Genomic DNA, 13,375 nt, shown 5'->3' on the forward strand with positions numbered 1-13,375 from the left:
CGGAAGACCGCCTGTCCATCAACCATCATGCCCCTCGGGCGCCCGGCACCCGGCTAAGTCATTATTTTTCCCTAACGCAACAGCGTTATTTCACGACGTCTTTTCCGTCTTTATCAGTCCAGATCTTGCGCTCACCGGTTTCCATTTTTCCTTCGGAGTTCCAGACCTCACGATCTGTTGTCGCCTCCTCAACCTTGCCATTGTCATTCCAGATAACACGGTCCTTGCACCCGGCCAAGGCCGCTACCACGAAAAGTACCAACATCAATTGCTTCACTCTTACCTCCGCACCGATTTCATCGGTTTTGGCTGTTAATTCTCAGGCACCGTGAATTTCACGGTTGCGTTGCTTGTCCCGGTCGCCCTTGCGAACCATGACATAGACGGCACCAGTGCCACCGTGGCGCTTCTGCGCCGAATGAAATGCCAACACATCATCCAGTTCCGGAAGCCACTTGGCGATGTAACTCTTGAGCTGGGCAATACCATCCGGATTACGCTCACCCTTACCATGAAGGATAATCACCGATCGCAGCCCATAACGCACACAGTCGTTTACGAACCCGAACACCTCCCTGCGCGCCTCCTCGACAGTCATGCGATGCAGATCCAGACGCGCCTCAATGGGGTACTGGCCAAGGCGAAACTTGCGAAATACCCCGTTCTGGACACCGGGGCGCTGCCAGCTCAGCACATCATGGGCAGTCAGAGGCTCCACCATGTCTGCAGTCAAGGGGTTACGGTCTTTGAGTGGCTGATCCATGGCTGACCGCTGCCGTTCAAGGTGCCCCGGCGTCAGTTCCTTCGGTGTTTTCACGTCGGCCTTGTTGGGCTTCCGGATGCGACGGACGTCCTTCATCTCCTCCAGAAAGCTCAGGCGCTCATCTTTGGTCGTCATGTCGATATCATTTGCAGTCGTATTGTAAGGACTTTACCACTCGCCTCCCCCGTCATAAAGGAAAGCTGGCGGACCAGACCCGCAAACGCGGCACGGATCCGCTATCAGACGAAAATCTTAGGGCCGCAGGGCCGATAGTTAGTCTACACTTCAAACTCATAACAACGACAACGGAGCGCGTTTATGACCGCCGCACCCCAGGACAGCGAACGCCCCCAGAATACCCGCGCAATTATGACCTTTCTGCGTGAGCATTCGCCATTTTCAAACATGGACGACGCGCATCTGGCCCATTTTGCCGAACACGCGTCCTTGCGGTTCTATGCCGACGAAGATGTTGTGCTTTCGCCAGAGGACGGGGCAGTCAAACGTTTCTACATCGTCAAACAGGGCCGGATTCGTGGCGAACGGGAACGGGACAGGGACGGCAAAACGGAAACCACCTTTGAAATCAGCCAGGGCGAGTGTTTCCCCCTGGCCGCTCTGATCGGGGAACGCCCCACCCGCACTCTTCACCGCGCTTCCGGCGACACTTTCTGTCTCAGCATTGAACACGACACTTTCGTTACGCTGTTCTCCGAGAGTGACTCTTTCCGCGACTTCTGTCTGCGGGGCGTAAGCAGCCTGCTCGACCAGGTTAATCAGCGAATCCAGAGCGGTGCGATGGCCTCCATAGGTTCTAGCAATTCCCTGGACACCCCGCTGGAACGGTACGCCATTCGCAATCCTATCGTGTGTTCGCCCGATCTTCCGGTACGCAAGGCGGTTGCACGCATGCACGAGAACAGTGTGGGCAGTATCGTAATCACCGATGATGAACGGCACCCCACGGGTATTTTTACCCTCAGGGACCTGCGAACCATGGTTGCGGAAGAAAAAGGCCCCCTGGACACACCCATCGGGCAGGTCATGACCAAAGACCCCTGCTGCCTGACAGCACACGCCGATGCGTTTGAGGCCGCCATGCTCATGGCAGAGCACCATTTTGCGCATATCTGTGTGGTGGACGAGGACAAGCGCCTGATTGGTATGGTCTCGGAACGGGACCTGTTCTCACTGCAGCGAGTGGATCTCGTCAATCTCGCCCGCACTATAGGCACCGCCAGTCATCTAAGAACCCTGGTCAGCCTGAGAACCGATGTGTCGAGGTTGGTGGATTCCATGCTCGCCCACGGAGCGGATTCCGGCCAGGTGGTCAAGATTATTACAACCCTCAACGATGTCACCGTGCGCCGGGTGCTGGAACTGAACCTAAAGAAGAACGACCCGGGGATTCCTTTTACCTGGCTGACGTTCGGCAGCGAGGGCCGACAGGAGCAGACCCTGCTGACGGACCAGGACAATGGCATTCTGTTCCAGGTACCCGATGGAATGACCGAAGATCAGGTCAGGGAAAACCTGCTGCCCTTTGCGGAAACCGTCAACAAGGAACTGGCAGAATGCGGTTTCACCTGGTGTAAAGGTAATATCATGGCCAGCAATCCGAAGTTGTGCCTCAGTAGCAGGGAGTGGGATGACTGGTTTATCCGGTTCATTGATGCTTCGACACCCCAAAACCTGGTTTACTCCTCGATATTCCTGGACATGCGGTCCATATTCGGCCCTACCGAGCCACTTGATGCCCTGTTGGATAAGGTTCTTACCCGCATCCGCAAAAATGCCCTGTTTCAGAAAATGCTGGCAGGCAACGCTATTACCCGCAAACCACCTCTGACCATGTTCCGCAATTTCCGCTACGTTCAGGAAGGAAAGAAAAACAAGCTGGACCTTAAACGTCAGGGGCTGGCGCCCTTCGTTGAGGCCGTCAGGGTATTTGCACTCGCCAATGGCGTTGGCGAGGCCAATACCATTGAGCGCATGAACAAGCTTGCAGAGAAAGGCGTTTTCGATCCCAAGGATGCCAAAGCCTGGCAGGAAGCCTACAGCCTGATTCAGGCCATCAGGATGAGGTCGCATCAGGAACAGCTGGAACGCGACGACCCCCTGTCCAACTACATTGACCCGGACGACCTCAACCCGCTGGATCGGCGGATTCTGCGTGAATCCTTCCGTCAGGCCCAGCGTTTGCAGCAGAAGCTGGAAGTAACCTATCAACTCTGACCACCAGGTCGACTGTTATGCTTGAGCAGATCAAAGACTGGATTGAACGGCTCAGGGCCGGCAGCACGGGCGGTCCCGACCGTGAACACCTGCCAACCCCGAAAACCGCCGGTGATAAGCGTCTGTCTGATTGCAGGCTTATCGTACTGGACCTTGAGACCACTGGCCTCAACGCGGCAAAGGACGAGGTCATTGCTATTGGCGCAGTCGCCATCGACAAAAATGCCATCGCCATGAGCGACCAGTTCGACCTGGTCCTGAGGCGACCGGAACTGGACATCAGTGAAACAGTGCTGATTCACGGTATCGGCCCGGAAGCGCTGACCCGCGGCCATGAAACCGAAGACGCCCTGTTACATCTGCTGGAGTGGATGAACGGTGACCCGATCCTTGCCTACCATTCGGCATTCGACCAGAAGTTCCTGGAGAAAGCCCTGAAACAGACGCTGGGCTACACCCAGCCCCATACCTGGATCGATGTTGCGGAAATGCTCCCTGCTTTTTTTCCAGACGCTAAAACCGGCGGCCGTGGACTGGACAACTGGGCAGACTTTTTTGGTCTGGAAGTCAGTGCGCGACACCATGCCGCAGCTGACGCAATGGCCACTGCGGAACTCACGCTGGCGGTCATCAACCAGGCATATAAAAATGACGTCATGACCCTCAAGGGGCTCAATGAAAAGCTGAAGTACTACCGGCAATTAAAAAACATGCATAGGCCCAACTAATCATTTGCACTGTGTCGCGTTTGGATACGTTTTAGCAGGCAAATAACTGAGAATTAGACCTTTTGCCAATATCTATATATCGCTTGACGGGTAAAGTCGGAGAGGACAACAAGTCGGAGAAGAACTATATGAATAATAATTTCTCTACAACACACGCATTTCAGAAAACCCACCCAACCTCCACAACAACAAAACAGGAGTGATCCTATGTCAGGTCATGACTACGATGCTGTGAATTACTGGAAGGCGAATCTACGCCTGATATTCGGGAGCCTGATCGTATGGGCCCTCGTATCCTATGGCTTTGCGATATTGCTTCGCCCCATGGTCGCCGGAATTCCTATTGGCGGAACCGACCTCGGGTTCTGGTTCGCCCAACAGGGATCGATTCTCACCTTTATCGGGCTGATTTTTCATTACGCGTGGCGTATGAACAGGCTCGATGAGAAATTCGGCGTTCACGAGGAGTAAGATCGAATGGACCAGTTTATAATTAACCTGTTATTTGTTGGCGGTTCATTCGCCCTCTATATCGGTATCGCCATCTGGGCGAAGGCCGGTAGCACCAGCGATTTCTATGTCGCGGGTGGCGGCATTCACCCGATCACCAACGGCGCGGCGATCGGTGCTGACTGGATGTCTGCTGCATCCTTCATTTCCATGGCGGGCCTGATTGCCGCCGGCGGCTATGCCAACTCGTCTTTCCTGATGGGCTGGACCGGTGGTTACGTATTGCTGGCCATGTTGCTTGCACCTTACCTGCGTAAGTTTGGCAAGTTTACGGTTCCCGAGTTTATCGGCGATCGTTTTTACAGCAAGACTGCACGGTTTGTCGCGGTGCTCTGTCTCATTGTGGCGTCGGTCACCTACGTAATCGGCCAGATGGCCGGAGCCGGTGTGGCTTTCTCACGCTTCCTTGAAGTAGATGCCACCATGGGCCTGATCATCGCTGCGGTGGTAATCTTCATCTACGCGGTACTCGGTGGCATGAAAGGTATCACCTACACCCAGGTGGCCCAGTACTGCGTCCTGATCATTGCCTATACCATTCCCGCAGTGTTTATTTCGCTGCAGCTGACCGGTAACCCGTTGCCCCCGCTTGGCCTTTTCTCTACCCACGTAGACTCCGGGGTACCATTGCTGGAGAAACTGGACCAGATCATTACCGAACTTGGCTTCCAGGACTACACAGATGATGTGGACAACAAACTGAACATGGTTCTGTTTACCCTGTCACTGATGATCGGTACTGCTGGGCTCCCCCACGTCATCATCCGCTTCTTCACCGTACCCAAGGTTGCAGACGCGCGTTGGTCTGCTGGCTGGGCTCTGGTCTTCATTGCCCTGCTGTACTTGACTGCACCTGCAGTTGCGTCCATGGCTCGCCTTAACATTATGACGACCATTTACACGGACGGTGTCGACAGTCAGCCTATCGAGTACGAACAACGGCCTCAATGGATAAAGGAATGGGAAGTAACCGGCCTGATCCAGTTCGATGACAAGAACAACGATGGCCGTATCCAGCACTACAATGATGGCAACGAAGACTTTGCAGAAGAGGCCGAAGCACGAGGCTGGGAAGGCAACGAGTTCACCTACAACAACGATATACTGGTACTCGCCAACCCCGAGATCGCCAACCTGCCAGGCTGGGTTATCGGCCTGATTGCTGCCGGTGGTCTTGCTGCGGCACTGTCGACGGCGGCTGGTCTGTTGCTGGCCATATCGTCTGCGGTGAGTCACGACCTGATCAAGGGTGGCTTCAATCCGAACATATCGGAGAAGGGGGAACTACTGGCGGCACGTATCTCAATGGCCATTGCCATTGTGGTGGCCACCTATCTTGGCGCCAACCCTCCCGGGTTTGCGGCGCAGGTAGTGGCTCTGGCCTTCGGTATCGCGGCAGCGTCGCTGTTCCCTGCTCTGATGATGGGTATCTTCTCCAAACGAGTGAACAATAAAGGTGCCATTGCAGGCATGCTGGCAGGCCTGATTTCCACTCTGGTCTATATCTTTATCTACCTCGGCTGGTTCTTTATCCCGGAAACCAACAATCTGCCCAACACTGAAGACAACTGGCTGCTGGGTATTTCCCCGCTGTCGTTCGGTGCAGTTGGTGCAATCATCAACTTTGCGGTAGCCTTCACGGTCTCCAACGCGACCGAAGAGCCGCCCGTTGAGATTCAGGAACTGGTCGAAAGTGTCCGCTACCCACGCGGTGCCGGTAAATCTGTTGACCACTAAGCAACACGTCAGCCAACGACAGATGAGAATCTGACGGGCTGAACCTGAACGGGCTTCCTCACTGGGGAAGCCCGTTTTTTTTCGAGGAAACAATCTTATGTTCTGGACTTTCGTGGCAACCGTATTCTGCGGTCTTGGCGCTGCCGGCATCGCCCTGGGTATACGCGCCATCACCCGCAAGAAGGCGCCAAAGTGGATAATCCCCGCCTTTGCCGGCGCTGGCATGCTGGGTTACCTGATATACATGGAGTACACCTGGTTTGAGCTCAAACAGACCCAACTTCCGGAAGAGGCTGTGGTCGTCAGCACAGAGAAATATGGAGCGCCCTGGCGGCCATGGGCCTATGTTGTTCCGCAGGTAGCCGCCTTTACCGTTCTGGACACCAACAGCATCATGGTGGACAACCCTGAACAGAATATTGTCCGCTTCAGCCTTTACCGCTTCGAGCAGTCATACACCGACGCGGTGTCACAGAAAATGTATCTGCTAAACTGTGATTCGCGTGAGCTGGTCCCCCTCAAGGGCGAACAGACCCTGGACACCAGTGCACTCCGAACATTGTCCGAAGACGATCAATTGCTGGAGCTGGCCTGCAACCAGTAGATCCGGTTACCTGACCTGACGTCTGTTCAACGTATTCTGGGAAAGCCTGTTTATGCTCAGTGGCTGGCTGTTAGTCCTCATTTCGATCACTTACATCTCGCTGCTGTTTGCCATTGCCTGGGCTGGTGACCGCCATCCCGGGCTCTATCGCCGGCGCTGGGCCAGAACCCATGTCTACGCCCTTTCCCTTGCGGTTTACTTCACTTCCTGGACCTTCTACGGGGCTGTAGGCCGTGCAACCCAGGAGGGGCTGGGTTTCCTGCCCATCTATCTCGGCCCCTTACTGGTGTTTGTATTCGGCGCGCCACTTCTGCGCCGTATCATCTTCATCAGTAAACGCAATAACAGTACCTCTATTGCCGACTTCATTGCCTCACGGTATGGCAAATCACAATCCCTGGCGGCCATGGTCGCGATCTTCGCGCTTATTGGCAGCGTTCCCTATATTGCGCTCCAGTTGAAAGCCATCTCCATGGGCTTCACCGTGCTCTCGGACTCCGGTACTGCCCATACCGAATTGAGCACGGCCGCCTGGAACGACTCTGCCTGGTACATCACTCTGGTACTTGCGGTATTTACCGTGCTGTTCGGTACCCGGCACCTTGAATCCACCGAACATCATCGCGGCATGATCCAGGCCGTTGCCTTCGAGTCGCTGATCAAGATCGTCGCCTTTGTGGCAGTGGGGCTTTTTGTCGGCTATGGACTTTACGGTGGCTTCGGTGATCTCTGGGGCAAAGTCAGCGATGCAGGGCTGGTAGGCACCCTCACCACGGACGGCATTGAGGCCCCGGCCTTTATCACCCAGACCTTGGTGGCCATGCTGGCTATTATCTGCCTGCCGCGACAGTTTCACGTGATGGTGGTGGAAAACACCGACCACCGGGATTTCGAGACCGCCCGGTGGGCCATGCCCATCTACCTGATTATCGCCAGTGCCTTTGTACTGCCCATTGCTGCGGCAGGACTGCTGTCACCGGAAGCCAGTTCCTCGGACCCCGATGTACTGATTCTCAACCTACCCATTCTTGCCGGCGAGCAATGGCTTGCCATTCTCGCGTTCCTTGGGGGCGGATCGGCAGCTGCGGCGATGGTCATTGTCTGTTCCGTGGCCATTGCGACCATGGTCAGTAACGAAATCATCATGCCGGCACTGCTGAAGTTCTTCCACCCCGGCATGAACAAACGATCGGATCTCAGCTACCTGTTGCTGAGTATCCGGCGGGTCGCCATCTTCGTGGTTCTGTTTACTGCCTATGGTTTCTATCGGATGGCAGGGGAAGACTACAGCCTGACTGCCTTCGGGCTCCTCTCGTTCGCTGCGGCCGCCCAGTTCGGCCCTGCCCTAGTGGGGGGCATCCTCTGGCGCAGAGGCAACCACACTGGCGCGGTATGGGGTCTCGGATTGGGGTTCCTGATGTGGTGTTACACGCTGCTTCTGCCGGCGCTGGCTTCAACAGGCTGGCTGAGTGATACCCTGATCGATCACGGACTATGGGGACTCAACTGGACCCGGCCCACAGCCATGTTCGGACTCGAACTGGACCAGACAAGCCATGGCATTATCTGGAGCCTTGGCATCAACACCATCACCTACATCGTGCTGTCCATGCTCACCCGACAGCGGGTACGTGAAAAGATCCAGATTGCATCTTTCTTCCAGGACCCACAGCCAAAGGCCGAAACACCCCAGCAGCAGAGCTGGCAGGGTGAAATCCTCACCTCCGACCTGCAGGCCATCGCCGACCGCTTTATGGGAGAGGAACGGGCGGAAGCCATCTTCCGCAACTACGAGCGGCGCAATGCCATCCGATTGCATGTTCATCGCCCCGCGTCTTCACACCTGATGAAATTTATCGAGCGCCAGCTGGCCTCGGTCATCGGCGCGTCGACGGCGAGGGTTGTGCTCGAGTCCACCCTCACGGGCCGTGACATGCAGATCGAGGACGTTGTCAGCATCGTCGATGAGGCCTCCCAGGCCATGACATTCAGCCGGGAGCTACTGCAGTCGGCCATCGAGAACATCAGCCTTGGGGTTTCGGTGGTAAACCATCAACAGCAGTTGGTGGTATGGAACCAGCGCTACCTCGAACAATTCAGCTATCCCAGCGGCTTCGTGCGTGTTGGCCGGCCGGTGGAAGATCTGATGCGCTACAACCTGACCAATGCAAACCTGCAAGCAAGACGTATCGACGAGATTATTACCGACCGCTGCAGCCGCATGCGTGAAGGTCTGCCGATGTCGTATGAGCGCCAGCGCCCAGACGGCACCGTACTGCGAATAGACGGCAGTCCGATCCCGGGTGGGGGCTATGTGACTACGTTCCAGGACATTACCGCCATGCGCCGCACCGAGCAGGCGCTGAAAGAAACCAACATCTATCTGGAACAGCGGGTCAAGGAGCGTACCCAGGAGCTACAAGTCATCAACGAGCAGATGCTCAAGGCCAAGTCGGTTGCCGAACAGGCCAACCAGAGTAAAACCCGCTTCCTCGCCTCTGCCAGCCACGACCTGCTGCAACCACTGAACGCAGCACGGCTGTTCACCTCGGCCCTGGCCGGCAAAGCCCGTGACCCGGAAATGACAGAACTGGTGGATCACATTGACAGCTCTCTCGGTGCTGCCGAGGAAATCATCAGCACCCTGCTGGATATATCCAAACTGGATGCCGGCGCACTGGAACCGGATATCGGCGTATTCCCCGTCAATGACATCATGCGCCACCTGGCAACCGACTTCTCTGCCATCGCCAAGGATCAGGGGCTGGATCTGCACGTGGTGCCCAGCAGTGCCTGGGTAAGATCCGACTCCAAACTGCTGCGGCGCGTCATCCAGAACTTCCTGTCCAATGCCATCCGTTACACCCCCAGCGGTAAGATTCTGCTCGGCTGTCGTCGGCTGAAGGGCTATATCCGCATTGAAGTCTGGGATACCGGACCCGGCATTCCGGACGATCAACTTGCCCACATCTTTGAAGAATTCCGTCGCTTCCAGCAGGGGCGGGACAAAAAGGGGCTGGGGCTGGGGCTGGCCATCGTGGACCGTATCTGCGGCATGCTGAACCATCCGGTAAACGTTCAGTCCGTTCAGGGCCTGGGCAGTGTGTTCAGCATTACCGTGCCTGTCGCTGCCCCTGAACACAGCGAACAGCATGCCACCAAACCCGCCACTGTATCCCGGCGCCTCTCCAGCCTGGGTGGGCTACACGTGCTGTGCATCGACAACGATCCGACCATACTTCACGGTATGAGCGCACTACTGGACAACTGGCAGTGTGACGTAACCACGGCCGAAAGCCTCGAAGATGCACGCTACAAGCTCAATGGCACCGAGCCTGACATCTTACTTGCGGACTATCAGCTTGATGACAACCGTAACGGCCTTGATGCAATGGACTCATTGAGAGAAGAGGCTACCAATGATATACCTGGCATACTTATTACCGGCTACATGGCTCCGGATGTCAGGGAAGACGCCATCAACAGGGGCTATCAGATTCTCTACAAACCTGTGAAACCGGCGGCCCTCAGGGCCGTGGTGAACAAGTTACTCAAACAGAAGCGCCCATGACAGATTCAAGCGACAGTGCTATCGGCAATACCTTCGCAAAACTGAGCTACCTGGTCGTCGACGATTTTGAAAACTTTCGTCTCTCCATGAGGCAGATGTTGCGCAGTTGTGGCGCCGACAAAATCGAACTCGTGCCCAACGCCTCTACGGCCATCCAGTACTGTTCCTACAATCATGTCGATGTGGTTCTGTGCGATTACAACCTCGGGGAGGGCAAGAACGGACAGCACATCCTGGAAGAACTCCGACACAAGAAGCTCCTGAAACGCTCCTCGCTATTCCTGATGGTCACGGCAGAAACGTCCAAAGAGATGGTGATGGGCGCTAGGGAATACCAGCCGGATGCCTACCTGACCAAGCCCATCAACCGAGCCATGCTGGAGAAACGGCTCAGCGGCCTGGTCACGCAGCGCAACGCCCTGCTCCCCATCAATCGGGAGATCGACCGTGAAAACTTTCCGGAAGCCATCTCCCTGTGCCTTCAGGCACTTCCGGCAAAACCCCGCTACAAGACCTGGCTGATGAAAACCCTCGCCGATCTGTACTACCAGGTAGGCGACTTCAGCCACGCCCTGAAAATCTACGACGACGTGATGGCCCAGCGGGATCTTTCCTGGGCCAGGCTGGGGCGGGGCAAAATACTCTTGGCCAACCAGAATTACGATGAGGCAATTACAACGCTCAAGGAACTGGTCACCAAACACCCCGATTACATGGAAGCCTATGATCTTCTGGCCGAGGCACTGGAAAAACAGGGGCGTCCGACACAGGCACAGCAGATTCTCGAGAAGGCCGCAGAGCACTCTCCCAATGCCCTTTTCAGACAAAAGCACCTTGCCACACTGGCGACGTCCAATCAGGACATGTCAACGGCCTCAGAGGCATGGCGACAAACGGTTACCCTTGGCACCTACTCCATTCACGACAGCTCTGAACACTACCTGGCACTGGGGCACTCACTATCAGATCTCAGTGAAAGTGATACATCGGACGAAGGTTCGGCCCATGCCGATGAGGCTCTGGCGATATTGCGGAGAATGGAAAAACGTTTCGCTGATCAGGAAGACGTCAAGGTCAGAAGCCGTATCGTGCAATCCCGTGTTCATGCCGGCCAGGGCAAGATGACCGAAGCCCGTAATGCCATTGAGAGTGTTGCAGGCGCACTGGGAGATCCCGAGCTCATGGACCCGGAAGCAGGTCTCGATTATGCCAAGACATTGTTCAGGCTGGGCGAGGACGAGGAAGCTAAGGCTCTGCTGGCAGCGCTTGCCAAGCGCTGCCACGATAATCCGCCGTTACTGCAGAAGATCGAGAATCTGCTGGACGAACCGGTCGGTTTCCGGCAAAAACTGCAGGCCCGGTCCCTGAACCGGGACGGTATCAAGGCGTTCGAGGCAGGAAAGCTCGATGAGGCCGTCACTACATTCAGCAACGCCCTGGAAATAGTGCCCTCACACGCGGCACTGAACCTCAACCTTGTTCAGGTACTGATGAAGAAGCACCAGGAAACACCGGATGATCGCGACCTGTTGAAGCGTTGTGAAAAGCACCTTGCCGGACTCTCGGGATTACCCGAACAACACCGGCAGTACCGTCGTCTGATGTCGTTGCGTAAAAAACTGGAAGGAATGAAGTCATGAGCACCAACAACCACGACACCTCTGCCCAGTTACGGCAGTCTCAAGGCATCGATTTTTCCATGGTGCTGGCATCCGCTGTCCACGATATGAAGAACTCCCTGGGTATGCTTCTGAATTCTCTGGACGAGTTACGGCAGGAACAGGGACAGTCGATTGGAGAGTCGCCACGCTTCAATACGCTGCAGTACGAAGCTGAACGTATGCACAATGACCTGGTGCAACTGCTTGGTATTTACCGGCTTGGTGAAAACAACCTGTCGGCACACATTGAAGAACACTTTGTTCCCGACTTTCTATCCGAACATATGGCGCGGCATACCCCGCTTCTTGACGGGCTGGGTATCAGGCTGACAATCGAGGCCGATGACATCAACGGTTTTTTCGATGAGGACCTGCTGACGGGAGTGCTCAATAACACCATCAACAATGCCCTTCGATATACCAAGAGCCGGATCAAACTGACTGCGTCGGAACAACAGGGATTTCTGGTGATCGGTGTTGAAGATGACGGTGATGGCTACCCGGAAAACATGCAACACAGCGGCACACCAAGTTTCAAATCCCTGGACTTCAAGAGCGGGAGCACCAGCCTGGGGCTATTCTTCGCGTCATCGGTTGCTCAATTGCACAGCGAAGGGAATCGCCACGGATTTATCAAGCTCCATAATGATGGTCCCCTTGTTGGTGGCGTATTCGAAATCTGGCTACCATGATGGATAAAAGCCCAACCTTCAGGAAGAAAATTCATGGCTCGAGGTCACGCACTGATCGTCGATGACTCATCGACAGCACGCATCATCCTTGCCCGCCTGCTGGAACGTGCCGACTTGAGCTCACGGGGCGTCGCAACCGCAGAGGAAGGCCTTGAAAAGCTTCGCGAGGAAACCTTCGATCTGGTTTTTCTGGATCACCTATTGCCCGGGATGAATGGATTTGAAGCCCTGGAGGTTATCAAGGCGGACCCTGAACTGAGGCACATTCCCGTTTTCATGTACACATCCCAGAGTGCGGACCGCTACCGACAGGAAGCCAACACCCGTGGTGCCGCTGGTGTCATCGGCAAACAGGTCAACCGGGACCAGCTACTCAGGACTATCGAAGCAATCCTGACAGACATTTCGGCTGAGCCCGACCCCGCCATAGTTGACAGTGTGGCCGACGAGGTCATCGAACAAAGCTATACCCGGCGCCTGACAGGCCGGCTGGCCACCCTGGAGGTTGCCTATGAGGAAACTCACGACGAGCTCAGACATCTGCGCCAGAGTCTGGCAGGAATGGAAGCTATGCATCAGCAGAGCCTCGACAAACAACGCCGTCACGTCAAGTGGCTGGGATTGGGTAGCATCGTCGGTCTTGCTGGTGTCATTCTGTTTTTCAGTATGGAACTGCGAGACCTGTCGATGACATTTGAAAGCTTCAACGGACAATTGGCTGTGATGCAGGATATCGTGGGTAGCCTTGTGGAACTCGTGGAAGTGGACAGACAATAAAAAAACCCCGGCAGCTGACGCTGTCGGGGTTTTGGGTATTAAGAGCCTGACGATGACCTACTCTCACATGGGCAGAAGCCACACTACCATCGGCGCT

The 13,375-nt window shown here is 55.5% G+C and carries 11 protein-coding genes; 9 read left to right on the forward strand and 2 right to left on the reverse strand.

Going from position 1 to position 13,375, the window contains the following annotated elements:
* Positions 1-85: 85 nt before the first annotated feature.
* Together ACESMB_RS02935 and smrA are read right to left on the reverse strand one after the other, a co-directional pair.
* Complete coding sequence (locus ACESMB_RS02935) at positions 86-277, reverse strand: hypothetical protein (protein WP_372926644.1); 192 nt, start codon at positions 275-277, stop codon at positions 86-88.
* A 42-nt stretch (positions 278-319) separates the two neighbouring features.
* Positions 320-898 carry a DNA endonuclease SmrA gene (gene smrA, locus ACESMB_RS02940; RefSeq protein WP_372926643.1) on the reverse strand — a complete coding sequence of 193 codons (579 nt, stop codon included), beginning with the start codon at positions 896-898 and terminating at the stop codon, positions 320-322.
* 183 nt (positions 899-1,081) lie between these two features.
* On the opposite strand from smrA, the gene ACESMB_RS02945 reads away from it, so the two are divergent.
* From ACESMB_RS02945 to ACESMB_RS02985, 9 genes are all read left to right on the forward strand, one after another.
* Complete coding sequence (locus ACESMB_RS02945) at positions 1,082-2,998, forward strand: putative nucleotidyltransferase substrate binding domain-containing protein (protein WP_372926642.1); 1,917 nt, start codon at positions 1,082-1,084, stop codon at positions 2,996-2,998.
* 17 nt (positions 2,999-3,015) lie between these two features.
* Complete coding sequence (locus ACESMB_RS02950; RefSeq protein WP_372926641.1) at positions 3,016-3,726, forward strand: 3'-5' exonuclease; 711 nt, start codon at positions 3,016-3,018, stop codon at positions 3,724-3,726.
* A 207-nt stretch (positions 3,727-3,933) separates the two neighbouring features.
* The gene (locus ACESMB_RS02955) at positions 3,934-4,197 is read left to right on the forward strand and encodes a DUF4212 domain-containing protein (protein ID WP_372926640.1); all 264 of its coding nucleotides are present in this window, start codon (positions 3,934-3,936) and stop codon (positions 4,195-4,197) included.
* A 6-nt stretch (positions 4,198-4,203) separates the two neighbouring features.
* Positions 4,204-5,973, forward strand: a complete 1,770-nt coding sequence (locus ACESMB_RS02960) for a sodium:solute symporter family protein (RefSeq protein WP_372970871.1) — start codon at positions 4,204-4,206, stop codon at positions 5,971-5,973.
* A 97-nt stretch (positions 5,974-6,070) separates the two neighbouring features.
* Positions 6,071-6,577, forward strand: a complete 507-nt coding sequence (locus tag ACESMB_RS02965) for a hypothetical protein (RefSeq protein WP_372926638.1) — start codon at positions 6,071-6,073, stop codon at positions 6,575-6,577.
* Positions 6,578-6,629: 52 nt separating this feature from the next.
* Positions 6,630-10,148 (forward strand): NahK/ErcS family hybrid sensor histidine kinase/response regulator, encoded by a 3,519-nt coding sequence (locus ACESMB_RS02970; protein ID WP_372970872.1) that lies wholly within the window; start codon positions 6,630-6,632, stop codon positions 10,146-10,148.
* The gene (locus tag ACESMB_RS02975) at positions 10,145-11,788 is read left to right on the forward strand and encodes a tetratricopeptide repeat protein (RefSeq protein WP_372970873.1); all 1,644 of its coding nucleotides are present in this window, start codon (positions 10,145-10,147) and stop codon (positions 11,786-11,788) included. Before ACESMB_RS02970 ends, ACESMB_RS02975 begins: the two co-directional genes overlap by 4 nt.
* Positions 11,785-12,501 carry a sensor histidine kinase gene (locus ACESMB_RS02980; RefSeq protein WP_372926635.1) on the forward strand — a complete coding sequence of 239 codons (717 nt, stop codon included), beginning with the start codon at positions 11,785-11,787 and terminating at the stop codon, positions 12,499-12,501. Before ACESMB_RS02975 ends, ACESMB_RS02980 begins: the two co-directional genes overlap by 4 nt.
* Before the next feature lie 33 nt (positions 12,502-12,534).
* Positions 12,535-13,278: a response regulator gene (locus ACESMB_RS02985; RefSeq protein WP_372970874.1), complete on the forward strand. Its 744-nt coding sequence runs from the start codon at positions 12,535-12,537 to the stop codon at positions 13,276-13,278.
* Positions 13,279-13,375: the final 97 nt, after the last annotated feature.

Origin of the sequence: Marinobacter sp., assembly GCF_041686475.1 — a bacterium.
GTDB lineage: Bacteria > Pseudomonadota > Gammaproteobacteria > Pseudomonadales > Oleiphilaceae > Marinobacter.